This is a genomic window from Vibrio sp. B1FIG11 (assembly GCF_905175335.1).
In the GTDB taxonomy this organism is placed as follows: Bacteria; Pseudomonadota; Gammaproteobacteria; order Enterobacterales; family Vibrionaceae; genus Vibrio; species Vibrio campbellii.
In genome coordinates this window covers 150,841-175,163 of sequence record NZ_HG992752.1, presented here as the reverse complement: position 1 = coordinate 175,163, position 24,323 = coordinate 150,841, and the positions used below count along the sequence as shown (strand labels likewise).

The window sequence follows — 24,323 nt, the reverse complement described above, 5'->3', positions numbered from 1 at the left end:
GAACTATCGGTGAAAGTTCACATGATTCGCGATTTCTACACGATATAGGTCGTGATTCGGAAGTTGCTCAAGCACGCCACTGATGTCCAGTTCAAACGGGCTATTTGCCAGTGAGCGACACATAATCAGATCATCACCTAAAATCATCACTTTTGGTGTCGCCCCTTCCCACACCAGTTGTGCTGATAAGTTTAAATCACTGATGTTAATGCCACAGTCATAAGTGCGAGAGCGTAAAACACCATTTTCTACTTCGTAACCACCAACCAACACAATGGGATGCTGAACAGTAGGAAAGACGATTGGATCGTTTACCTCTGCAGCGGATTGAGTCGGAAAAGTAATCGCATCTTCAGCGTGAACCAGAGAAGCAGCAAGAAGGGTCACGAAGCCAAGAACGTTTTTCATTATAGTTTTCTCCATTTTTATATTTATTGCGGGAATGTTCCCAAACGAGAATGTATATCAATTGCGAGCTTATCACTATTGGCTTAACTCGTTTAATTCTGTAAGAGATATGCCATTGAACAAACCTTCACCAAAAAAGAGGACAACTATAAATATCAACAACTTAAAAAAACAAAAGAAACAATAAGGAAAGGAGTTATGGGAAAAGTGAAGGAGTAAACATTTACGGGAATAAGAGATTTTTCAAAAAAGAGAGAAAAAAGTGATAAACGCAGCCAATTACATCAACTTTAAGTGATAGAAGACCTAAATAGTTATTACTACTTTGTTACTAGTAACACATTGAACATTAAGATTTTATAAAATAGGCAGATATCTCACCTCAGCTTACGATAAGTCTGCTTGACTTGCCTGTAAACATAGAGCGGAAAACAGGTACAAAATAGAACTGGTGAAGCTCTTTGTAGAGACACAAGTCCTCAATATTCACTAGAATCTCTCACCGAATACAATTCGTTTAGCTTTTGAGTATAAAAAAGGCTCGGTATCAACCAAGCCTTTGAGCGATCGGATTACTTCGTAATGCGACATGTACTCTGCGATATTTCATTGACGATCAAAATCGCTTCGTCACCTTTGGTGTGGAGCACTAACATTTGGTCATCAGATAGATACCTTACACCAGAAGCCGAGCGGACCTGTTTGAGCTCAAGCTCTCTTCCGCCATCAACGGTAATCCGCGCTTTTTCCTGCTCAAAACGGGCAGCAAACTGATGGCCGTCATCACACTGATATTGGTACTCCGGCACATTGGAAGTACAGCCTCCAAGTACAAGCAAACTACCTAGGGTCAAAGTGATTTTAGCCGGAAGAGAAATCATTCTTCAGGCGCCCAAACGCGAATGTTCACGTCCAAATCCGCTGGTGCGTAAACCACAACAGGTAGCTTGCTGTTGTAACGGTAAAGGTCGCGTGTTGGCATTTGAACGAAAGTCTCTACCTTTTCCATGTCTTCAGGACAAGCCATAAGCGTAGAGATGCCGCCTGCTGGTGAAGCGTCAACTTGGTAGTAAGTGTAGCCCCAGCCTTCTAGCGAATGCTCGCTCACACTGCCGCCCAGAGAAACGCGGTTACAGTCTGTTTCCATCATTTTGCCGACCACAAGCTCAACGCGCTTATCTGCTTCGTTGCTTGCTGGGTCTACATAGAAAACGTGCTTCGTCATGTTCTCCATCTCAGGGAACATCTCTGCTGATGGGCGAGATACATCATTTGCCGAGTTCATTGCCGAACATCCGCTCAGTGCCAATGCACCTGCGGCCAACCAAACTGCTTTCATCGTTTTTTCCTTTTTCATATGGATGGGCATATTGTAATGGGGAATTCTGATTTAATGTGAGAGCACGGTAGGATTTGAGGCTGGCTCTCACAATTACGACGCTCTTAGCAAAATAAACGTGCGTAGTTATGCTGGCTCTGGCGATCAGCTTGCTGGTTTAGTGCGTATACTTTTCTCAATGCTCGAAAAAGGAACACGTCATGGCAAACCAGCGAAACCCCATTGAAATCAAAGCCCTCGACCACGTGGTATTGAGAACGGATAATCTCGATGCGATGCTCCGTTTCTATCGAGACCTATTGGGGTGTCCTATCGAGCGGGAGTTGCCCGACTTAGGCCTGACACAGTTACGTGCTGGCACGGCCATCATTGATTTGGTGACGGTTGAGAGTGAACTCGGCAAGTTAGGCGGTAAATCGCCAAGCCAAGATGGCCGCAACCTCGACCATTTCTGCCTACAAATTGCGCCTTTTGAAGAGTCTGAGTTGCTTGAGTATCTTCATCAACATAATGTCCATGTAGAAGAGTTTGCTGAACGATATGGTGCACAGGGCTTTGGTCGCTCTGTGTATTTAGAAGATCCAGAAGGCAATGTAGTCGAGCTTAAACCACAGAAATAACTCTTTGCTATTCCTAACTTTATGTCCTCATTTTATCGACTAGAAACGGCTTCCAATTAAACCGTTTCGCCGTACATTACGTATGTGTGTTCCTAAGTTTAAATAGGCAACCTTGATTAGGAACACACCATGACACTCAGCGACGACGCGCTATCCCGAATCATAGAAATGGCATGGGAGGACAGAACCCCGTTTGAAGCCATTGAGCATCAATTCGGCCTGAACGAAAATGGCGTTATCAGCTTGATGCGTCGCCACCTCAAACCCCGCAGTTTCAAACTTTGGCGACAACGTGTATCTGGGCGTAACACCAAACACTTAAAACTGCGCTCACCAGACGTGAACAGAGGCTATTGCCCAACGCAGTACAAACAACGTTGAGCCTCTCGCCAAGCCTTTAGACTCAAGCACTCTACGCCTAGACCATAAAGTAAGGTGTACTGTCTCGCATGAATTCCGCCATAGAAGCGAGGTAATCCCACGTTTCTCGATAGGTGTGGTTCATGCATTGTGTGAAGGCTTGGCACAGTGACGGATCTTCTGCCAACCACTGGCTGACGTGTTGCGCCGTGTAAGAGACCTGCCTCACCTCATCGTCCAAGATCTGCTGAATGGTCGGTCGCATCTCTTTCAGATACGGAATATCTGATTGGTCGATAAAACTCAGTTGAGAAACCAATAAACACCAAGAGCGAAGCTCGACGGAATGAGCTCGGAAAAGGTGGATTTTAATGTCGTCGTAAAAGTGGCTCACATTGCTGAAATCACTCGACTTCTCTTCTTGATATACCTCGGTTTGGTAACCCGTTAATGGGATCAAACTGGCGTACATGGCCGAGTGGTTTCTGTCATTTTGGCAATGATGCATGATTTGCTGCTTCATTTCCCCTTGCGCATAACGATTGGCAATCATTTTGAGTCGATCTGCGCCCTCTTCTTCGTTGATGGCATTGTGCAGCAAGTAATACGCCATGGTTTGTTTGCTCTGGAATATTTCGCCAGTGAGCTTACCCATCGCTTGAGGTGTGAGTGAGGAATCGGAATGTAGGTAGCTGGCAATAGAGGCTTTGTACTCTTTAGAGGGCACGAAGTCATTGTCTTCTAACAAGTTATAAAGGCTGGTCTGTAAACAGTTCATGTCACCTTCCTTGATGGTGCTGCATCGCAACACGTCATGCTGACGACTAAGAAAGTGAGGTATTTATCAATACGCTCCTTTGAATGAGGAAAACTCAGGCGGCAAAGTAGAGTTTGGAGTTAATTTCGGCTCGGAGCGGCTGAACAGCGGCGAGGTTAGGGCAACTCTGAATGCTTTCGCATGAATATCTAACGACCTCATTGATTTATGAAGCATATAATTTGTTACAAAACAGTTAAACGATCATTTTATAAATGTTATGTATTGAAAATGGGCAGAACGAAATGCGGGACAGTTACTGATTGTTTTTTAACGGGAAGTGGCTTTGTAGCTCAGTTTTTCCAGCATACAGATTTTAGGAATTTGCAGAAAAGTAGTGTGATAACTCTATAAAAACCGGACAATTTTCACCGTCCGGTTTGATCTTACTGAGCCTAATTTGAAGAGGGTTAAGCGATTGCAGATGCTAGGGGGGTCATCTGCAACGCTTAATATTTGACGTGTTAGTGACTCACTAACAGGTGTTATTTGCCCACGAAGCCGTTGTACAACATGTATAGGTGCGCAGCACTCCAAGAGAAGTTGTTTGCGCCCTGCACTGCACCCGTTTCAGGGTTGTAGTTTTCCTGAATTGGCGTCGTTTCAGTTAAGCCTTGTGCGTTCTTGAATAGCTTATCCACCATCTGACGCGCTTCCACACCGTAACCGTAGTTGTCCATACCACGTACACCGAAGTAGAACTGATCCAGCCACACACGACCACGCCAGTAAATGTCAGGGCCGTAAGCCGGGTTATCCATCGACGCCGTGCCAAGTGGGATCATTGGTGAGTTAAACTTGCTGGTATCAAGCATGTTCTTCACTACTTTATCCGCGTGCTCTTGCGTTGCCGCGTTGTTGAATAGTGGAGACCAACCTTCTGGACCCATGCCGCGTTTCACCAACATTGGACCAGCACATTGGTTGCTCAAGCCACCAGGTACCACTTCGATGTCGTAGTAGAATCCAGTTGATTCATCGAACATACATCGGTTGATGTACTCTTTGGTGTCTTCCGCTTTCTCTTTAAACTCAGCCGCTTTATCTGCTTTGCCCAGTACTTCTGCAATTTGAGATAGGAACAGGTTATCCGAGTACCAGTAAGAGGCTTGGTCTACCGACTCTTGCATCAGCGAATAGCCAGACAACTTGTTCGCTTCGTCAGTGTTCTCGTTGAACTTCACTTCCCAGTCTTTCTTCGCTAGAGCCAGTTTGTCCATGTTCTCTGGCGAATCATCACGGTAAGTCACCACCGAGCCATCTTCACCCATGACTATATCGTAGGTGTTGTCGAATCCGTTGGTATCGTGTGCGTAGCGACCCATTTGGTCGATCACTTTAGCTTCATCTTGTGTCGGCAGTTCAGACATACCTTGTAGGTTGTCGATGGTGTCAATAAAGCCAAATACACCCGCGTTGTCACGGCCAGATTCCCAACCCGCAGCGACTTTTGCAGGGATGCTCATTGCCGTGTAGTCACCGGACGTTAGCAACTGGTTGTATTTCTCGATGCCAGTCTCTTTGATCCACTTGTCGCCATTCGCTTCGTCTTTGTACTGGAACTTCATGTCGTCTACTGACGCATCCGATCCCCAAGAACCATCATTCACATCATCTTCAAATACAGTATGAATTGGGTCTTTTGCTGCACCGTATTCAGGGATGCCGTTTTTGTTTGTATCGCGAGCACGTAGCCACCAATCGTGGAATGCCACCAGCTTCGGATACATCTCTTCTAGCCACTGCTTCGCTTCTTCCGGACGGTTATGCTCGTCTTTCAGTGCGGTGTACACTTCCCATACTGCCCATGCAGCTAGAGATGGTTTGGTGTTTCGTTCGTTCCAGTTCAAACCGTCTGTCGCCAGTGGGAACACTTTTTTGTATTCCGCAGACATGCCTTCCCAACGTTCTGCTGGCAAGTTGTAAGTCACCACGTCAAGCAAGTAACCTTCGTCCCATGGGCGCACAGGATCGTCAGACTGAACTTGGTATTGGAATACAGTACGAATGTTTTCCATCGCCACATCTGGGTTGAAGTGAGCCATTGCGTACGCTTGTTTCCATGTATCCCACGGCCAAGTCATGTTGCCAGAGAAGTAAGGCGCAGTTACCGATGGCGTTACTGTGTCGTGGTCAATGGCACCTGCTGCACCACGCCAGTTTGCGCTCAGTGTTTCCATCGCTTTTACTGCAACGAATTCATGTTCTTTTGAAGCAGCATCGTTGGTTAGGCCGTTTTCTAGGTACTCTTCCCAACGCATTGCTGAATCATGCATGTAGCCTTTTGGATCGGCCATCACATCGTCTAACTTGGCAAACTCAGACGCTTGCTCTTCGGTGTTTTGCACGTGTGTGTAAGCCGTGTATAGCGTGATTTCTTCGCCATTACCTAGCTCTGCCGTTTGGACAAAGCCTTTCTTGTCATCGTCGATTGTCGACGTTTCTGGCTTGATAGAGCGTGTTACTTCAAACTTAGAATCGCCTGAAGTCAGCAGAGACCAAGAGTCGCGAACCGCGCCAAAAGACACTTCTACGCCGTTTTCTGTCGCCGCGATTTCACGTGAGTAAGTAGGGTATGCATCTTCAACACTGCGCACTGTGCTGTCGCTGTTTTTGTATAGTTCACCATCGTCAGCGCGGTAATCTTGCATCAACTCGCCGTCCCATTCGCCTTTAATAGCCAGCTTGTTCGGGTTCTTGATGGTGGTTTTAACAAGAGACGTACGGTCGGTCACAAAGCGCATTTCAAGTTCGGCAGTGATGCCGTTATCGCCTGTGTACTCTTGAATCAGCGCGCCTGGTTGCGAGTAAGCGTCTGTTAGCTTAAGCGGCATCGCTTCACCGTCAACCATCAGTGTTAAACGGTCGAAACGTGCAGCCATGAATGACACGTATTCTTCCGTTAGCAACGCCGTACCGCCTAGGGTGATTTCGCCACCTTGAGTATCTAGCGTATGACCATGCCAAGAACCGTTATCGAACATAGGAATGTAGCGAAGGTGACCACCATGAAGATCACGCAGTGCCACTGGCACACCTGCACGGTCAATGGTGTTGTGGAATTCAGCCGCTTTCAGAGGCGCTTCCACATTCGAGTCATTATCACTACTGTTGCATCCACTAAGTGTTAGAGCAACCCCGACAGCAATCGCACATAAAGAAGTCTTAAAGTGCATGTTATATCCCTCATTTATTGGCTTTTGGTCCTGATCAGGCGAAAAAAGGTCGAGACGTTCCCTGCCGATTTTCGATGATGAAGATTCAGCCTTATTTATTTCACTTTTGGATTTGAGAAGAGATCGGTTAATTTGTCTCTTCTTCGTTTGACCTATTTAAATAACAGGTCATTAATTTTGGATAATAGTGGGTCTTTGATGCATTCATGATCAAACACACCCACTTAATATAAATTCTTTATTTTGTGGTTAAATAGTCACTATTTTTCATTCGCCATCGAGATGGCCTTTAATAATTCACCGTCAATATTCGGAATCGTATCCGAAAGGAATATCTGATTGCCCGGCGTGTAGGTCATCAAGACGTTTCTCAGTCGCTTACTGCCCTCTCCGCTCTTGTTTTGCACATCAAACTCTATCAGTTTGTTGTACACCTCATTCGCCAGTTTCTCTTCCTGCTCTTCAGTGATAGCAATGCGTCCCATACAAATCGGTGGTCGCACATCATGGCTAAACACTTCATCTCGAAAGCGCTTAGCAAACAAAGTATCGAGCTTCGAGCCTTCTTCGAAGATAAAGCGACCTTGATCTTTAAAGCGGTATTGGTCATCACCTTTTAGCTCGATGTAATCCATCATTTCCAATGCACGGAAATAAAGGGTGATCGAGGTATGGGTCAATTGGTATTTACTCGCAATATCTTGCGGAGACCATTCCTTCCGACGTAATAAATACAAGAAATCAAACAGGTACGGATACTGGTGAAATATTTCACTGTTAATGTCGGTGATAAATTGCTCGTTTTCTTGTTGCAGCTGTTTACCACGCATGGACAATTCAACTAAGTCAGTATCTAAATGAGTGGCATACGAGAGTATTTTGTCCAACCCTAAAGACGTATTGTGTAACTGTCTCTTAATGGTTGATAGAGGAATCCCCATTCCAGCAGAGAGATCGGAATAACAAATCCCTTTCTCTTTAATTTTTTCTCGTAAAGCAGCAAGTAAATACGTTGCAGAATTATTCATCTAACAATGCCTGTTTTAATTTCTTCAGCATCCCTGATGATATATTCAAGAGAATCCTACTCTTGTGATACTGGTTCCAATTATTTCCAGCACTCTTTGTCAATTAAATCGGTTTCAATGATGAGACTTTTACTCGTTGTTAACTGATCAAGTTTTACTCATTGCGTTCACACTTTGACCAGCTATTTTAAGCCTTATCAGTATGGCGACGAGTATAATTGTTTTGATGCGTAAAATTAAGTTCACAAAGATTTTTAGTAAAAGTTTTCTCTCAGAAGGCTATTTTATTAGGTGAGAAGTATCAAAAAGTTGTACTCGGAGATTTATTATCGCGAGGGATCACAGAAAAATAGTGACTCACTGGTAATTTATTGAATCGATGACCAGTAAAAATCTTGTTATAAGGAGCAAGAAAGTTGGTTAAATTAACCAAGGTATTATTGAAGCGCCGTCATATTATACCCGTATTTTTCTAGCTTGCTCACATAATTTATTGGCTTGCCACCAAGGCTTATTTTTATATTCTTTTGCCACGTAAAAACTTTCTCCTGCCATCGGGGTTATCAGCTCAATGTGATCAGCTTGGCAATGTTCAATCAAGTCCTCAATGGGCTCATCCCATTTGTGCGTAAACAACTCATACGTTGCCCAGTGCACAGGTAGCAACTTCTTCGCTTGCAGATCTTTGAATGCGCGTACGGTGTGATGCGCTTGCATGTGTCCCCAGTTCTCAACCGGATATCCTTGGTTGCCTTTCACATCTGCCGCGACTTCCAAGCAGGCGATATCAATCGGGCCACAGCGTTGAGCGATTTGTGTAAAGTGACTATCGTACGCACTGTCGCCGCTGAAATAGAGGGTCTCTTGCTGCCCTTTTACCACCCAAGATGCCCATAAGGTCGAATTCTTATCAAGATAAGTGCGCCCAGAGTTGTGATTGGCTGGCGTACATATCAACTCAACGTTGGCGTAATGAACACTCTCCCACCAATCAAATTCCACCACGTTATCAGGTCTCACACCCCAACGAATCAGATGCTTACCGACACCGAGTGGCACGTAAAATGTTACGGATTTATCAGAATAGTAACGTATGGTCGAAGCTTCGAGGTGATCGTAATGATCATGAGAGATCACGATAACATCAGGAATCGGCAAGCTATCACGTACGGCTGTATTGGGGATATTGCGCTCAAACCATGCTTTAGCAATCAAAGGCGACGCATAGTCAAATACAGGGTCAGTCAGAATGCGTACGCCATCGGTCTCAATCATCAAAGTGGAATGCCCGAGCCAAGTGACTCGCATCGCTTGCTGTCGCTGTTCAAATCGCGTGGGCTCTATCGATGAATAAGGCAGTTGGTTATCAGGACTGAGCGGCGAACGTCCGCCCATGTAGGCCCAACACACCTGCCAAAAAGACTGAGGGCTTGGCACATTTGGCATCTTGTCTTTGACGCGCCCATGTTCAAATTGAGGTGAGTGGTTAATGCGATGCGCCAACTGCGCGTAGTAAGTGTGACGAGTAATCAGTGATTGCGTTGCGCGCTCACTAGCCAAGTACGTGTTTTTAAGTGTCGTTTCAGACATGTCCTATCTACGTCTTGTTCACTAAACTATGGTTTTAGTTAAGCCTGCTTGTATGTCTTTTTCATGACCAAAATAGGGCGTAAGATGAAGATTAGGTTTCAGAGAAGTATTTCTGTCCTTTATCGGTCTTGATAAGGAAGAGAAGGAGAAAAGTTATGGTGACCTGCAGCCAATACGATTTTATTGAAATCGCTTGTATGTTTAATCTGCCCGTGGAGATCACCCTCAAAAACGGTGAGAAACATCAAGGCAGCGCATTTGATACAGGCTACGATATCGAACGACAAGAGTGCTTATTTTTGGATATCGATGGCGAGCACATTTCGTTCCCAACCGAACAATTGATTGCGATGAGAGCACTCAAAGACAATCCGCATTTCAGTGAAGTGACCTTCGGTTAATTACTCGAAAACCGATATAAGAGTCAGACATAAAAAAGCGCCCTTAACTGGCTGAGTTAAGGGCGCTTTTGTTTGGCTTTAAAGGTTTACCTTGAGCGGATAAATATCAGCATCGGCATCATGATAACGAACATCACCCCGACCAACTGGAAGGTGTGCACAAAGGCCACCATTTGCGATTGTTGATGGAGCATGTTCTGGTATTGCTCCAATGCCGCAGGATCGGTAATCGATAACCCCTGTTTCGCAGCCCAGTCATGCAGCACTGGGTTATAAGGGTTGAAGCCTTCTCCCAAAGCATGCCATTGCTGTTGGCTGTCACGGTATTGGTATGTAGTCGCAATCGAAATACCAAACGAACTACCAATGGTGCGGAATAGGTTAAAAATACTCGCCCCTGCCACCGACTGCTCTTTTGGCAATGTCATGTACGCCAGCGTCGATAGGGTCGAGAAGGTCAAACCTAAGCCCATGCCCTGAATCATACTCGGCATCACGATCCAGAAGGTATCGATCTCCATGGAGTACAAGGTCATGAGGTAACTACCAATACCGATACAGGTTAGGCCAAAGACAATCTTCAACCTTGGATCGAACTGTGGGTTAATCACAATCACCAATATCAGCATACAGGCAGACGCCAAGCCCCTTGGTGCCATTAACATACCCGTGGTGGACACTGGGTAGTTCAATAAGCTTTCGAGCAACATCGGTTGCTGAGTGGTCAAGCCGAACATGGCCATCGACACCACCGCCATCATTAAGGACGAGACCATGAGGTTTTTGTCCTTGAGGAGCCACAGAGGCGCAATGGGGCTCTTGGTCTTCCAGCTGCGGTAGATCCACATGATTAAGCCCATGATCGCCAGCAGCACTGCAGTTTGGATAATGCGGGAGTTAAACCAGTCTTCGTCGTTACCTTTGTCGAGCACAAACTGCAACGCACCGACCCCGAGAGCCATATAACCAATGATCCACCAGTCGAAGTTCGGTTTGGATTTGTTACTGATGTGGATGTAGCGATAAATCAGAGCAGTACACACCAAGCCAAATGGCAAGTTGACGTAGAAGATCCAACGCCAGTTGATGTTGTCAGTAATCACACCGCCCACTACCGGGCCTAAAATCGGACCAAGCAAAATACCGATGGAGAAGATCGCCATCGCCTTGCCTTTTTGCTCGGAAGGGTAAATCTGAACCAATGTAGATTGCGCCAGTGGAATAACCGAAGCACCAAACGCACCTTGGATAATACGGAACACCACCATCTCTTCGAGTGAACCCGCTTGCCCACAGAAAGCACTGGCAATCACAAAGCCGATTACCGCCACCAGCATGACTTTGCGCTCACCAAATCGCGATACCCAGAAACTGGTCATCGGAATGAAGATCGCCTCAGCCATGCTGTAGCCAGTTAGCACCCAAGTGATTTGATCTGCCGTTGCGCCCAACGCGCCCATCATGTGTGAAAGCGACACGTTAGCAACGGTCATGTCTATCAGCACCATGATGGCCGAAAGCATCACGGCGACGGTGGCGATTCCCCGTTTGTCGGCCGTAATCTCGTTACTCATTGTGCGTTACTTTTCAGATCAACTGTCACTTCAGAACTTGCACCCACACGTAATTGTGGCGCGCCTTCAGGCACTTCAAGTGTCAAACGCACAGGGAAACGTTGTTTAATTTTTACCCAGTTCCCGGTTGCGTTTTCTGGTGGCATCAAAGAGAAAGAAGTACCACTTGCAGGCGACAACTCTTCTACTTTCGCATCCCAAACCACATCTGGGTACATGTCGATCACGACTTCAGCGTGCATGCCTGCTTTGATATGTGTTAGGTCTGTTTCTTTGAAGTTTGCGCGTACCCAGTAGCTGTCTTTCACAATCACAGGGAACAGAGTTTGGCCAATGCCGACAACAGAACCAGTATGTGTGTTGATTTCACCCGCGATACCATCGACAGGAGAAGTGATGTCGGTGTAGCTCAGGTTCAATTCAGCTTGTGCAAGTTGCGCCGCCGCTTGTTGAACAACCGCTGCTTCTGCGCCTTCTTCACCGCGGTTTGCGATTGCTTTTTCAACCGTTGCACGCGCTTGTTCTAAGCTTGCTTGAGCGTTAGCGAGTTTGTTCTTCGCAGTATCCAAATCTTGGTCAGACGCTAATTTGCGTTTCACTAGCGAGTTAGTACGTTTGTACTCCAACTGTGCTTCGGTCAGGTTAGAACGCGCCGCATCCAATCCCGCCACCGCTTCGGTTACTTGCTTGTCGGCTACATCATGCTGTTGAACCGCCAATTGGTAAGCCGCTTTCGCTTGTTTAACCGCAAGAAGATAAGGGCGAGAATCAATCTTTAATAGCAGATCACCTTTGTTCACCACTTGGAAGTCTTTAGCTTCTACTGAGATCACTTGGCCTTGAACCTGAGGAGCGACAGACAGGATTTTAGCTCTTACATAGGCGTCTTCCGTGCTCGGGTGACTGTCGGAATATTGCCAAGACCAGTACATCGCACCGAAGGCGATAGCACAAACGAGAAGGAAAAGGATTTTGGTCAGTTTGGATTTCGAAGAGGATTTCTTCGCGATATCGTCGCTCATTTATATTGTCCAAGTGTTCAATTATGTGATCAGTGTAGGATTTTTCAGCTTCTGAACAACAAGATGATCTGAAAGGTTAAGTTCCGATTTTGAGCGTTGATCATTTGTTCAAATGATGCGCAAAGACATTCACTCTCCAATCGTGCATAAAGTATAGAAGAGGGAAATCCAATGGGGTGTGATAGACAGAGTAGGAATGGTTCAGCAATAACAGACAAAAAAGAGGGGCAATCCCCGCAACTGCCCCTAAAAGTCATGCCAATAATCTTATTGTTCTTTTACTACTGCTTTTACTTAGAACTTGTAACCGCCGCTGATCATGAATACCCAAGGGTTGATTTCAACGTCAGTTTTTTGTTTCGCGCCAGCCGCTTTGTAGGTCGCTTCTGTTTCAATGTTTGCGTACCATGCCGATGCGTTTAGGAACCATTTATCGTTGATCATGTAGTCCACACCAACGTTTGCAGCTAGACCGAATGAATCATCCAATTTCAGATCAGAAAGACCTGCACCTTTACCTGTACTGTTAAAGCCTTGATCGAAGAAGATGGTGTAGTTTAGACCGGCACCCACGTACGGGCGGAATTTGCTCTGCGCATCTCCAAAGTAGTATTGAACCATCACTGTTGGCGGCAGGTGTTTGGTGCTACCGATATCCTTGCCAACCAAATCAGTAGAGATATCGTGGCTAAATGGTGTCGCAGCCAGTACTTCTAGGCTGATGTTGTCGGTAAACATGTAACCAAACGTCAAACCCAGCTGGGTGTCTGAATTAACTTCTAACTCATATTGAGAACCCAAGATCTTGTCACTGCTGTCGTTTGGTACAACCGATGCCGCACCAACACGTAGAATAAAGTCACCTTCACTGTGAGCGAAAACACTTGGAGACACTAACGCGGCAACCACTGCTAAACTGCTGATTGTTTTTTTCATTGTTATTTCCTTTGTAGGGCTTAATAGTTCTTATATTCTTGAGCTGCGCGCAATCTAGCACATAGAAACCCTACTATTTTGATGGAAATCAATTTGTGAAAAATATAGCTTTTTCGTATATAAAAACGCCATTTTGATCAACAAATTATGCAAATAGGACACAATTCTGTAATGCAAACTGTGCGTGTGAGAGGAGTGCGTCGCAGTTCTCATTCCGCCTCCTCTGTACGCCTCTGAATTCAACAAAACTTTTTTCTGGATACGCTCGGGTTATTTTCAAAAAATACCCAGTTTAAATCGCCAATTTGAACGCTTAAATTGGCGATTTTCGGCCTTTGCAAGCCACTGAAATACAACAAGTTATATTTCTGGAAAATCAGTCACTTAGGGTGTTAGTCTGCTTTCAACCGAACAAAGAAAAGATAAAAAGCCATGATTAAGACCGATCTCACTTTCGAACAGGAAGAATTTTCTCACCAAGATTTGCAAAACACCACCTTTGAAAACTGCCGCTTTTATCAGTGCAATTTCGACCATGCCGATCTGAGTGATGCAAAGTTTATTGATTGTCGCTTTATCCAATCGAGCGACATAGAAGGCTGCAGTTTCCGCTATGCCAAACTCAAAGACGCCAGCTTTAACAACTGCATGTTGGCCATGTCTCAATTCAATGGTGCGGATTGCGTCGGCATCGAGCTGCGCAAATGCGATTTGAAAGGCTCAAACTTTCAAAGTGCCAACTTCGCTAATCGTGTCAGCAATACGGTGTTCTTTTGTATTGCCTACATCACCGGCTGTAACTTGACTTACACCAACTTTGAGCGTGCATTAATCGAGAAATGCGACCTGTTTGAGAACCGATGGAGCGGCGCCAATCTGATGGGCGCAAGCTTTAAAGGCTCAGACTTATCCAGAGGTGAATTCAGCAAAGAACAATGGGGCAGCTTTAATATAGAAGAGAGCGACCTTACCCACGTCGACTTAGAAGGCTTGGACATTCGCCGCGTCTCTTTATACGGTGTTAAGATCTGCGACTGGCAGCAAGAACAACTGCTCGCACCATTTGGATTGATCGTTATTTAGGAAGCATTATGAATCTGTTTAAAGACCTACCCAGTGATCTGAGTGAAGAAGTGTTCGAAGATTTACTCACGCATAAACAGCTGCGTATCGAGCGCATCGTCTCGAAGGGGCAAACCACGCCAGAGGGTGAATGGTACGATCAAGAAGAACATGAATGGGTATTGGTTCTACAAGGCACAGGCGAACTGACTTATGAAGATGGTTCTGTAAAACGTTTAGAGACGGGCGATCACCTCAACATTCCTGCACATACCAAGCATCGCGTTAGCTGGACTGATCCCGAGCAAGAAACCATTTGGCTGGCGGTTTTCTACAGTTAGATTTTCGACTTTCGAGTTATTCCGACGAGCAGGTAAAGAAAAACGGGGGAAAGAAACCCTAACTTTCCCCATGTGCGCAATAAAGGATCTAGGTGAAGCGCAAAGTAATTGAAGTCATGACCTCTGAGCCAGTCTCCCAACCGTTACTCAGAAATGAAGTGAGCCATTACTTCAATGTTCGATAAGAAAAAATGTTCGCTGAAGTGTTATTGGATAGAAAGTGTGTTTTGTTTACGGTTGTATTCAAATCGATGGCTCTGCTCCACGCTGTCTTTCACTTCAAGATCTTTGAGCGTGGTTGAGCCTTTTTCATAGCGGACTTGGTCACCATTAAGCTCAAGAGTTAGCTTTTCATACCGACTTTTGTCACCGCTGTCTGCGTATTGCCAGCGCACCGTATAAGTACCTTTGTCCACATCATATTCCGCTTGATAGCCCTCGTTAAAAGCTTCAATCGCAAAGCCTTCTGGGTAAACCACCATCTTGATGTAGGTCGGTTTTTCACTGAACTGATAGGTCGAGATACCAAAACGAGTTTCGATGATCTCCTGCTCTTCGTAGAAGTGGGCAATCTCATCAGGCGTACTCACCATCACCATATCTGGTGTAAGTCGCATAAGATGGTAGCCCCAGAAGGAAGAAGTTTTACTGTCAGCGACATTCGGCACTAGCGCTTGCAACTCATCTAAAGTACTCACGTTAAACTCCCACAGCAGCCCCCGAGAAAGCTGATCAAGGGTATAGGTCACTTTGCGTGATAAGTTTTCTGCCTCAAAGCCAATAAGATCATCACTTATGGCATCCGTGATGGAGTGATGAAGCAAGGCAACGCCTTCGACGTCGTAAGTCGCTCTTGGGTCTTTAAACTCCGAAACGGAGTCTGTCGTCATTCCTTCTCCGCCACATCCATTTAGCGTGAACAACACAACCGCACCCAGCAAAGTTTTACGCATCCCGACACTCTCTTTTCCAAAGACGGCGGCAGTGTAACGGTTGTCACAAACAGTTAATGTAAGGGTATGTAAGGTGCTGCAATTTTTATTATTACAATTACGTAAAGGTCATTTGATTTTTCATGGGATTATCATTTTATTCGATATCAATATACTGACGGCATTCCAAAACAACCGAAGACGAATGATAACAATGAGCTGGTTTTTCTTACTTTTAGGCGTGGGCGCCGAAGCCCTTTCACACGTTGCACTTAAAGCAACCGATGGCTTTAGCAAACCGCTGCCGGCGACCCTAGTGTTGCTTGGCCATTTGGCCGCATTTGTCTGTTTAGCGCAGGCGATGAAAGGTGGCATGCCAGTGGGCATTGTTCATGCGCTTTGGGCGGGTTTAGCAATTGTGTCAGTGACCTTAATCTCGCAACTGGTTTACCGTCAGCACATGGATACGAGCCTTTGGATTGGGATGGCGCTTATCGCAGCAGGTGTGATGGTGATAAACTTCTCTCACGGACACGCACACTAAACCATAAGGCAGCGACTTGTCAGATACTCAAAAGCCCTCTCTTGCCCTGTTTGATTTTGATGGCACCATAACGGATGAAGACATGTTCAGTGCCTTCCTCCACTACGCTGTTTCTGGTCCAAGAAAATGGCTAGGGAAAGTAGTGATTCTGCCATTTTACGTGCTGTACAAAACTGGTGCTCTTCCTGCAAAGAGGATGCGCCCTATCGCCAGCTTTATTGCTTTTGCTGGGAGAAGGACTCAAGAAGTTGAAGCGTTAGGAGCACAATTTGCACAAGAGGTGATTGTTAAACACATTCGCCCAGAAGCCCAAGCAAAACTCGATTGGCACCAAGCGCAAGGCGACACCATCGTAGTGGTCTCTGCATCACTTAACGCTTATTTAAGCCCTTGGTGTCGCAACCAAGATTACCACCTACTCTGTAGCGAGCTACTCAGCGAGAGTAAACGTATCAGTGGCTTCTACCAGAGCGATGATTGCAGTTTAGAAAGAAAAGTAGAGCGAATTAAAACGGCGTATAACGTTAGCCAATATGAGACTATTTATGCTTATGGCGATACCCACGAAGATATCCCAATGCTCAAATTGGCGGATCATGCCACGATGAATTGGCAGCCTTGGCAACACTGAGACGCTCAAGATCTATCGATGAAAACAAGAAACCCTTCTCAAGCGAGAAGGGTTTTGTCTATGTAGAGCAGTTCAAGCTTAACGCCAAACGCCCCATTCTCCTGTGGTCCCTGGCTCTTCACCACGAGTCCACCATTGCGCTGTCCACTCACGACCATTGTGTGTCACAACATCACCTTGGTTGTAAACCGCGTCTTTGCTCCACAGGTTAGTTGGATCAACTGGTGGCTGGGTATCACCTTTAATCAATGATAACGCGTAGCTAAAGTTGGCATTCGGCGCCAATACTTGGTTTGCGTAGATATTATTGGTATCGAACATGTAGTGCTTCATCGCTTCGTGCCAAATACCCACATACCAATCCCCCGTTTGTTGTGAGTTAAACTGATCGGCCAGCTCGGCTGCCCACGTCGTGGTGTTGTTAGCACTGATTGGTAGTGAAAGATCCACGATCTCGCTGCCTGTTGCACTAAAGGTACGGAAACGCACGGTATCGCCCGATTCAACTGGACCAAAACCTTGTGTCACAAAGTAGCCAAGAGAAGTCAGGTTATTTGCGGGATCGGTAGGGTCAACTGGGTCAGTCGGTGGTGTGGTGCCATTGCCGTTTAGCGTAATGTCACTACAGTTGTAGAAGCCTTCACCAGCCACATCGATGCGTTGCCAACGAGTGTAAAGAATCGCATCACCCGAACGGTCTGCCGGGAAAGTCACCTGCATGCGATAGCGTTTTTCTGCATCTACATACACATCACCGGCAGTATCGATCAGTTCTAAATCGTCCCAAGTAAGGGGTTGCGTATCATCATAAGTTGGCTTGGAAAGGTAGAACTCCCAGTAAGAAGGGTTGTGTGGCGCTTTACCAAAGAACACCAATTCGATTTGGTTGTTCGCATCTGGCGTCACGTTAGTACGTTGCCAATTTGGCGATGGGATATTCAAACCTTTCTTTGCAGCATCGCCCGCTGAACAAAGCTCACCGTCACGAACAATCGCTTTCACATGCGCCATATCGCGGTAGTTCGGTACGTTGGCAGCGATCTCACTACGTTGTACGAAAGGGTAAGCGCCAGACTCATCATAAGCCGCCTGACACGCTTGGTTTGGAATTTCATTAGTCCAAAAGCCGCCATCTAAATAACAGGTGTTTTGACGCGCACTTGGAAACTCGACCCAGCCATGGGCACTGACATTAAACGAGCTTAACGCAGCCATTGCGCCCAAGCTCACTAGAGGAAGGGTTACGTATGATTTCATCATTCATCCTTAAATTTTTTACCCCGCTGCTCGCGAACCGGGCAGCGACGTAGAAAAACTAGCAGGATGCGATTATTTAGAAGGTGAGAATAAATACTGGAATTGTCAGATTGCAGACTGCTTTCCAGCATTTTATGTGGACTTTGCTCATACTCGACTGACTCTTTCGAGTCACTTCAAATTGATGTGCTACAAAATCGAAGGAAAAGGATTAACGCTCGTCTTTGGGCGTATCCATCACCACCATGGTCGTGATCGCCTTGACGTGCTCGCACTCTCCCAATACATCAGCATGGAAGGCTTTGTATGCTGCAAGATCTTGGGTTTCCACTCGTAACAAATATTCGTTCGCTCCAGTGATATTGTGGCATTCCACTACCTCGTCAACAAAGCGCACGTGATCTTCAAAACCAAGCTGGGCCTGCTTGGAGTGAGAAGCCAGACCAATCGAGACATAAGCAACAAAACCAACACCCATTTGCTGATTATCTAACACGGCTCGATAGCCTTTGATGATCCCTTTACGCTCCAAATCTTGCACACGCCGTAAGGTCGCCGATGGTGACAATCCAACACGTTCAGACAACTCCACATTGGAGATTCTTCCGTCTGATTTCAGCACTTGCAATATTCTTTCGTCAAATCTATCCATGGTGACCTTTTGTTGTTTATCTGGCGTATTTTCATCAAATAAAAGCACAAAATTGATGTCACTTCTACCTATCATTGTTCACGACTAGTCAAGACAACTCTCTTTCGCCTGGGTGCACGCAGGCAAAACAAAAATGCAGGAAAACACTATGGAATACCATCAACTTGGTGCGCTGGCACTGTTTGCGTTTGTCTCGACTTTCACCCCGGGACCAAACAACATCATGCTCATGACTTCAGGCGCCAACGTCGGCTTTAAACGTACCATCCCTCATATGCTTGGCATCACGCTCGGTTTTGGTGCGATGCTGATCCTCGTCGGTATTGGTTTGATGAGTTTGTTCCATGCATACCCGCTAACACATGACATTCTCAAGGGCTTGAGTCTCACTTACTTGCTGTACCTAACGTACAAAATTGCAACGAGCAACAAAACGGAAGTCAAAGACGATTTCCGCCCAATGAGCTTTTTGGGTGCAGTGGCATTCCAGTGGGTGAACCCCAAAGGGTGGTCAATGGCACTCACCGCCATCACCGTGTATAGCAGCGGTGGGTCTTGGCTAGAACTGGCTTTGATTGCTGGCATCTTCTGCTTGGCAAACCTGCCGTCCGTGACTTTTTGGACAGCGGCAGGCATGCAGCTTCAACGTTGGCTGACGACCTCCAAACGAGTAAAAGGCTTCAACTATGGCATGGCAGCGCTTCTGCTTTTATCGACTATCCCAATGATATAAATAACAAAACAATCAGCGATAAGTGTGACTTAAAGCAAATTTCGATTAGTCCCTTGTTCGGTAAGTACAAATAATCGCCACTTCCAAGGATGGATTGGTTCATAGTAGCAACAGCAGTGATAAGAATATTAAAAGCTTAAATGATAAGTTAAACCAATATCGGTTGCCCTTTCACTGCTTTGCCGCTGTCCTGTATTTGGCCGCGACAATCGACTCACTCTGACCGACAAGCACGATGCTGACCGGTCTGTCACACAAGGAGCGTTATACAATGCGTACTCGCAAGCTCATTCTTGCTACCGCTTTTGGCCTACTCATCTCGGGTTGCAGCCAAACCTCTACCACCAATACGGCAGAAGTCATTCCGCCAGAGTATCCGGTGGATTACTTCTTCCGAAATGCTGAAGTCTCTAGCTACCAAATTTCTCCCGCTGGTGATTACATTTCAATGATGAAACCATGGCAAGACCGTAAAAACGTCTTTGTACATCCTGTTGGCAAGCCAGAGGATGTAAAACGCATTACGTCGATCACCGGACGAGACATTGCGTACTACTACTGGGTAGGCGATGACACCATCATTTACTCTCGCGATACAGGTGGTGATGAGAACTTTTACCTCGTCACGGTGAACGTTAAAACCGGTGAAGAAAAAACCATTACGCCAACGTCTGGTGTTGTGGCTTATGTAATTGACACGTTAGAAAGCCAGCCTGACGACATTCTTATCACGACCAATGAACGCAACCCACAAGTGTTTGATGTTTATCGCCATAACTTGAAAACTGGCGAAAACACACTGGTGGCACAAAACCCAGGTAATGTTCGCGATTGGGGTACCGACCACGATGGCAACATTCGATACATTTCCACCTCTGATGGCGTAAACACCGCCGTACTTTATCGTGATACGGTGGATGAAGAATTCCGCCCATTGAAGAATCTGACTTTTAAAGAAAGCTTCTCACCGATTTCGTTTACGCCAGATAACAAGAACTTATACGTTGCTTCTCGTATCACACGTGATAAATCGGCGATCATCGAATACGATGTGAAAGCGAATAAAGAAGTACGCGAAATCTTCTCTCACCCGGAAGTCGACGTGACCAGCGCCAGTTACTCGAATGCGCTCAATAAGCTAACGACCATCTCTTATGTCACCGATAAACGTCAGTATCATTTCCTTGATAAAGGTTATGAAGAGACTTTTGAGAGGCTGCAAGAGAAGCTTCCGGGCGTTGAAATTTCTGTCAATAACGCCACGCGCGACGAACGAAAAATGATTGTCGTCACCTACAGCGATACTGACCGCCCAAATTACTACTATTACGATCGTGATACCGACCAGTTAGAGAAGTTAGCGGCGAATGCACCGTGGCATAAACCTGAAGACATGGCGAAAATGAAGCCAATCACCTACACCGCTCGTGATGGTGAGACCATTCATGGTTACTTGACGCTACCAAAAGGTCGTGAAGCCAAAGATTTACCGCTATTGGTGCTGCCACACGGTGGTCCTTGGGCGCGTGATTACTGGGGCTTCCAACCTGAAGTTCAGCTGTTTGCTAACCGTGGCATAGCAGTGCTGCAAATGAACTTCCGTGGTTCGACGGGTTATGGCCGTGAGTTTTGGGAAAAATCGTTCAAGCAGTGGGGTCAGTCAATGCAAGACGACATCACCGATGGCGTAAAGTGGGCGATTGACCAAGGTTATGCTCAAGATGGCGAAATATGTATATACGGCGCATCTTACGGTGGTTACGCGACATTGGCCGGTGTAACGTTCACCCCAGACCTTTACAAATGTGGCATCGACTACGTTGGTGTGTCTAACCTATTTACCTTCATGGATTCCATTCCACCTTACTGGGCACCATTCCTCGCCATGCTGCATGAGCAAGTAGGCGATCCGAATAACCCAGAAGACGCGAAGATGATGAAAGCTTACTCACCAGTATTCCACGTGGACCAAATCAAAGCGCCATTGTTGGTTCTACAAGGCGCGAAAGACCCACGAGTGGTGAAGAGTGAATCAGATCAGATCGTCGACGCTCTGCGTGACCGCGGGGTTGAAGTTGAGTACATCGTTAAAGAGAACGAAGGTCACGGCTTCCGCTCTTTAGAGAATCGTCTCGATGGTTACCAAGCGATGGACCGATTCCTGAAAACACATTTGTTAGAGCAAACTCAACAAGCTCAATAAAATTAATACTCTCAATAAAAACAAAAAGGGCACCACGGTGCCCTTTCTTAATAAGATTTCAAACAAGAAAAGCTTGGCTATTCAACAAGAGAAAGAGCTTTCAATACTTCAAAATCAGCGAGCACCTCTGCGTAGCTCTTGCCTTTTACTACAATCGATCCCGACAAGTTTTTTACGCTATCCACACCATCATAGTAGTCTCCCACCTGACAACCGAGGTTAAGCTCAAACTCAGACTGTAAATTGACCTTATTGATCTTATTTACTCGACCTTGTTTCGCAGGAAAAATGCCTCCCATACAGTAAGAGTCATTTTTCACTATCTCTGCAATATCCAACCCACACTCAATATCCAGCGCCATCTCAATCATATTCATATCAAATTGCGCCTGATAGATAGGAACCATAATCGCCCCTGGTGTACGACAAGCAGCTTCAAGGAAAACCAACTCACCGCTCTCTTTCACAAAGATTTCGACGTGTGAAGGGCCATTTTTTAAGCCTAGAGATTTCACAGCAAACGCAGCAAAATTCGTCAATTGCGCATACAATTCATGGTTTTCTTCCAGAACCAAAGACAGGCAAGGCTTACCGAATTGAAAATCAAGGTTTGGGAACGAGTATTCACAAGCCGCTTGGAAGCAAACTTCGCCATTTTTAATCAATAGGTCGACATGGTAGAGCTTACCTTCAACAAACGTCTCGTACTCATAGCCCAAGCCAATATTGGATGTATTGATGACATCATCATAATCGTGCTGACTTCTAATCACATGCACACCAAATGCCCCTGCCGAATCCTTCGGTTTTAGAACAAAAGGCAGCCCAACGTGCTGGGTAATCTCTGAGAACGTAAGGTTTGATTGATACGCGCCATATCGAGGCACATTTACGCCAGCGGCCAAGGCTTTTTCTTTCATTAAACACTTGTCCCTAAAGTAGGCTGTTTCAATCACAGTCATGCCCTTAAGACCAAAGCGCTCTCTTATTTGCGCAGCTAAGTACATAAAATCTTCAGATGCCGAGAAAACACGATCATCAGCATGCAAAAACTCGAGAGTCACCAGCGTACTCATCAATCCTTCTGCGGAACTAAAGGTAATCACCTTATAGGCATGATCCAGTACCTCATCACTTAACTCGGCAAACTCAGCATCTTTAACACAAACTACAATTTTTCGTTCTTTTAAAAATGCTACCGATAATGCGTTGTGTCGTTTCGCCGTGTTAATACTGATAACTTTCATTTTTTACTCCACACTTTTGTTTTATTATTAATATGATCACTGATGACGTGATACCTAGCGCTAAAGAGATATCCCATATATACGAGAAACTAAAGGCAATAACAGCACCACCTAAAATTGGTGCGATAAAATCGGATACAGAAAATAAAGATTGATAAACGGAAATCGTTTTCCCTTTCTTGCTCGTTGTATATTCCAATATAAATTGAACAGCAGGGACAAATAACAACATCTCTCCTAATGTCCATGCACTTACAGATAAAGCTAAACCAGAATAATCACTGATATATTTCACACTGAATGTGCCTAAAGAAAGGAGCAGAACGCCACTTATTACTCGGTAGTGGATGTCTATATTCTTTGTCAGAGCACTAAGCTTAACCTGAAATAGGACAATAATGACGCCGCTAAAGGTGAAGATGTAACCGGCAATATCGGTCGGAAACTGCTTTTCACTCACAATATAAATCGTGTAGTAAACGGGAATAAAGCTGAAGCAAATAAGCGACAATGTAATAGAAATGATGGAAAGTAAGTATAGTGATTGGCTTCTAGACTTCCTGCTCTCAATAACATCCAGAACATACAACTTATTCATGTCAACCTTATAAATTGCGATTGAAGCAAACGTTGCTAAGCCAAAAAAGAGCAAATACATGACATAGAAATCGTTGGATTGGCTAATGATAAAACCCATCATGCCGCTTCCTATGGCAACACATAAGTTAATGATGATTCGTCGGATCGACAAAGAGTGATTGATGTGGTCTTTATTCCTCTGAGAAGTGATGATGTACAAGATCACAGAGCGGCACCCCGCCAACGACATGCCAATCAAAAAGATCGCACACACTTGGACAAACATATTGTTTTGAGAGATAAGCGCAGGGATAAAAAGCCAGGGTATGGCCATTATTATGAGTATTTTTTTAGGGTTCGAACGGTCACTAGAAACGCCACCAAAAATCCCCCCAAGTAACCCGCCAATACCCATAAAAGGCAGCATCATCGAAATGCTTTCTTGATCAATGCCTGATTGATATAGATACAGCGAGAGAAGTGAAAACCCGCCTTGTAAAAAAGCGAGAAAAGTAATGGGTAAGTAAATGATTTTATTCATCGATATTAAACTGCCAGCCAATGAAGTTTGGCTAGCATCTTCCTTTAGTTAGTGGTTAAGGTTCTTGTTTCAATATCGCCTTTGAATAAGATACTGCTCTTTATTAGCTCACCATCTTCTTTATATACATCTAAGTGGAATCGAGTTGGGCCTTTATATTTTAAGTGCTCTCTTGGAATTTCTCGGTTTAACGCTCGTTTCTTATCATATTTAGATTCCGAACATACAAATAATTCACAAGCAATACAGCTAAAACCTGACTGATATTTATCACTTGGTGCTGAGATATCATTGTCGATTTTATTTTTTACAGTACTAATAAATTCTTGG

Annotated in this window: 24 protein-coding genes; 9 read left to right on the top strand and 15 right to left on the bottom strand. The window is 45.3% G+C overall.

The window, feature by feature from the left end; all coding sequences use genetic code 11:
- Positions 1-3: 3 nt before the first annotated feature.
- The 3 genes from KHO06_RS17610 to KHO06_RS17600 form a co-directional block, all read right to left on the bottom strand.
- Complete coding sequence (locus KHO06_RS17610; protein ID WP_038891043.1) at positions 4-408, bottom strand: hypothetical protein; 405 nt, start codon at positions 406-408, stop codon at positions 4-6.
- Between the two features lie 572 nt (positions 409-980).
- Positions 981-1,289, bottom strand: a complete 309-nt coding sequence (locus KHO06_RS17605) for an MliC family protein (protein ID WP_043883155.1) — start codon at positions 1,287-1,289, stop codon at positions 981-983.
- Positions 1,286-1,747, bottom strand: a complete 462-nt coding sequence (locus tag KHO06_RS17600) for an ecotin family protein (RefSeq protein ID WP_038891045.1) — start codon at positions 1,745-1,747, stop codon at positions 1,286-1,288. Before KHO06_RS17600 ends, KHO06_RS17605 begins: the two co-directional genes overlap by 4 nt.
- 200 nt (positions 1,748-1,947) lie before the next feature.
- Here KHO06_RS17600 and KHO06_RS17595 point away from each other — a divergent pair, with 200 nt between their 5' ends.
- Together KHO06_RS17595 and KHO06_RS17590 are read left to right on the top strand one after the other, a co-directional pair.
- Positions 1,948-2,367, top strand: a complete 420-nt coding sequence (locus KHO06_RS17595; RefSeq protein ID WP_005428272.1) for a VOC family protein — start codon at positions 1,948-1,950, stop codon at positions 2,365-2,367.
- A gap of 129 nt (positions 2,368-2,496) precedes the next feature.
- Positions 2,497-2,748, top strand: a complete 252-nt coding sequence (locus KHO06_RS17590; RefSeq protein ID WP_005428362.1) for a TIGR03643 family protein — start codon at positions 2,497-2,499, stop codon at positions 2,746-2,748.
- A gap of 37 nt (positions 2,749-2,785) precedes the next feature.
- Here the strand turns inward: KHO06_RS17590 and KHO06_RS17585 are convergent, their stop codons facing one another.
- The 4 genes from KHO06_RS17585 to KHO06_RS17570 all read right to left on the bottom strand — a co-directional run bounded on the left by KHO06_RS17585 (position 2,786) and on the right by KHO06_RS17570 (position 9,338).
- Positions 2,786-3,505 (bottom strand): GTPase, encoded by a 720-nt coding sequence (locus KHO06_RS17585; RefSeq protein WP_212583017.1) that lies wholly within the window; start codon positions 3,503-3,505, stop codon positions 2,786-2,788.
- A gap of 524 nt (positions 3,506-4,029) precedes the next feature.
- Positions 4,030-6,720 (bottom strand): alpha-glucosidase, encoded by a 2,691-nt coding sequence (gene ygjK, locus KHO06_RS17580; protein ID WP_212583016.1) that lies wholly within the window; start codon positions 6,718-6,720, stop codon positions 4,030-4,032.
- 260 nt (positions 6,721-6,980) lie between these two features.
- Complete coding sequence (locus KHO06_RS17575; protein WP_032802841.1) at positions 6,981-7,748, bottom strand: transcriptional regulator; 768 nt, start codon at positions 7,746-7,748, stop codon at positions 6,981-6,983.
- Between the two features lie 456 nt (positions 7,749-8,204).
- Positions 8,205-9,338 (bottom strand): MBL fold metallo-hydrolase, encoded by a 1,134-nt coding sequence (locus KHO06_RS17570; protein ID WP_212583015.1) that lies wholly within the window; start codon positions 9,336-9,338, stop codon positions 8,205-8,207.
- A gap of 155 nt (positions 9,339-9,493) precedes the next feature.
- On the opposite strand from KHO06_RS17570, the gene KHO06_RS17565 reads away from it, so the two are divergent.
- Positions 9,494-9,739 (top strand): Rho-binding antiterminator, encoded by a 246-nt coding sequence (locus KHO06_RS17565; protein WP_005434844.1) that lies wholly within the window; start codon positions 9,494-9,496, stop codon positions 9,737-9,739.
- An 86-nt stretch (positions 9,740-9,825) separates the two neighbouring features.
- Here the strand turns inward: KHO06_RS17565 and KHO06_RS17560 are convergent, their stop codons facing one another.
- From KHO06_RS17560 to ompW, 3 genes are all read right to left on the bottom strand, one after another.
- On the bottom strand, positions 9,826-11,313 hold the full coding sequence (locus KHO06_RS17560; protein ID WP_005434843.1) for an MDR family MFS transporter: 1,488 nt from the start codon (positions 11,311-11,313) through the stop codon (positions 9,826-9,828).
- On the bottom strand, positions 11,310-12,335 hold the full coding sequence (locus KHO06_RS17555; protein ID WP_045371054.1) for an HlyD family secretion protein: 1,026 nt from the start codon (positions 12,333-12,335) through the stop codon (positions 11,310-11,312). The genes KHO06_RS17560 and KHO06_RS17555 overlap by 4 nt, the downstream gene beginning before the upstream one ends.
- A 294-nt stretch (positions 12,336-12,629) precedes the next feature.
- Entirely contained in the window at positions 12,630-13,271 is a 642-nt protein-coding gene (gene ompW, locus KHO06_RS17550) for an outer membrane protein OmpW (protein ID WP_212583014.1), read from the bottom strand.
- A 432-nt stretch (positions 13,272-13,703) separates the two neighbouring features.
- Here ompW and KHO06_RS17545 point away from each other — a divergent pair, with 432 nt between their 5' ends.
- Positions 13,704-14,354, top strand: a complete 651-nt coding sequence (locus KHO06_RS17545) for a Qnr family pentapeptide repeat protein (RefSeq protein WP_212583013.1) — start codon at positions 13,704-13,706, stop codon at positions 14,352-14,354.
- 8 nt (positions 14,355-14,362) lie between these two features.
- A complete protein-coding gene (locus tag KHO06_RS17540; RefSeq protein ID WP_047476941.1) occupies positions 14,363-14,674 on the top strand; it encodes a cupin domain-containing protein in 312 nt (103 codons plus the stop codon).
- A 206-nt stretch (positions 14,675-14,880) separates the two neighbouring features.
- Here the strand turns inward: KHO06_RS17540 and KHO06_RS17535 are convergent, their stop codons facing one another.
- Positions 14,881-15,627: a hypothetical protein gene (locus KHO06_RS17535; protein WP_045455831.1), complete on the bottom strand. Its 747-nt coding sequence runs from the start codon at positions 15,625-15,627 to the stop codon at positions 14,881-14,883.
- Between the two features lie 193 nt (positions 15,628-15,820).
- On the opposite strand from KHO06_RS17535, the gene KHO06_RS17530 reads away from it, so the two are divergent.
- Together KHO06_RS17530 and KHO06_RS17525 are read left to right on the top strand one after the other, a co-directional pair.
- Complete coding sequence (locus tag KHO06_RS17530) at positions 15,821-16,150, top strand: multidrug efflux SMR transporter (protein ID WP_005428450.1); 330 nt, start codon at positions 15,821-15,823, stop codon at positions 16,148-16,150.
- 16 nt (positions 16,151-16,166) lie between these two features.
- Positions 16,167-16,781 carry an HAD family hydrolase gene (locus KHO06_RS17525; RefSeq protein WP_212583012.1) on the top strand — a complete coding sequence of 205 codons (615 nt, stop codon included), beginning with the start codon at positions 16,167-16,169 and terminating at the stop codon, positions 16,779-16,781.
- Positions 16,782-16,859: 78 nt separating this feature from the next.
- Here KHO06_RS17525 and KHO06_RS17520 read toward each other — a convergent pair whose 3' ends face one another.
- The gene (locus KHO06_RS17520) at positions 16,860-18,038 is read right to left on the bottom strand and encodes a lytic polysaccharide monooxygenase (RefSeq protein ID WP_045416553.1); all 1,179 of its coding nucleotides are present in this window, start codon (positions 18,036-18,038) and stop codon (positions 16,860-16,862) included.
- 211 nt (positions 18,039-18,249) lie between these two features.
- Complete coding sequence (locus tag KHO06_RS17515; protein WP_010645422.1) at positions 18,250-18,690, bottom strand: Lrp/AsnC family transcriptional regulator; 441 nt, start codon at positions 18,688-18,690, stop codon at positions 18,250-18,252.
- Positions 18,691-18,838: 148 nt separating this feature from the next.
- Between KHO06_RS17515 and KHO06_RS17510 the strand changes: the two genes are divergently transcribed.
- Positions 18,839-19,423 (top strand): LysE family translocator, encoded by a 585-nt coding sequence (locus KHO06_RS17510; protein ID WP_021018071.1) that lies wholly within the window; start codon positions 18,839-18,841, stop codon positions 19,421-19,423.
- 271 nt (positions 19,424-19,694) lie between these two features.
- Positions 19,695-21,626 (top strand): S9 family peptidase, encoded by a 1,932-nt coding sequence (locus KHO06_RS17505; RefSeq protein ID WP_212583011.1) that lies wholly within the window; start codon positions 19,695-19,697, stop codon positions 21,624-21,626.
- Between the two features lie 77 nt (positions 21,627-21,703).
- On the opposite strand, the gene KHO06_RS17500 is transcribed toward KHO06_RS17505, so the two are convergent.
- Entirely contained in the window at positions 21,704-22,873 is a 1,170-nt protein-coding gene (locus KHO06_RS17500) for an ATP-grasp domain-containing protein (protein WP_212583010.1), read from the bottom strand.
- Complete coding sequence (locus tag KHO06_RS17495) at positions 22,854-23,993, bottom strand: MFS transporter (RefSeq protein WP_244858443.1); 1,140 nt, start codon at positions 23,991-23,993, stop codon at positions 22,854-22,856. Before KHO06_RS17495 ends, KHO06_RS17500 begins: the two co-directional genes overlap by 20 nt.
- Positions 23,994-24,323 lie beyond the last annotated feature (330 nt).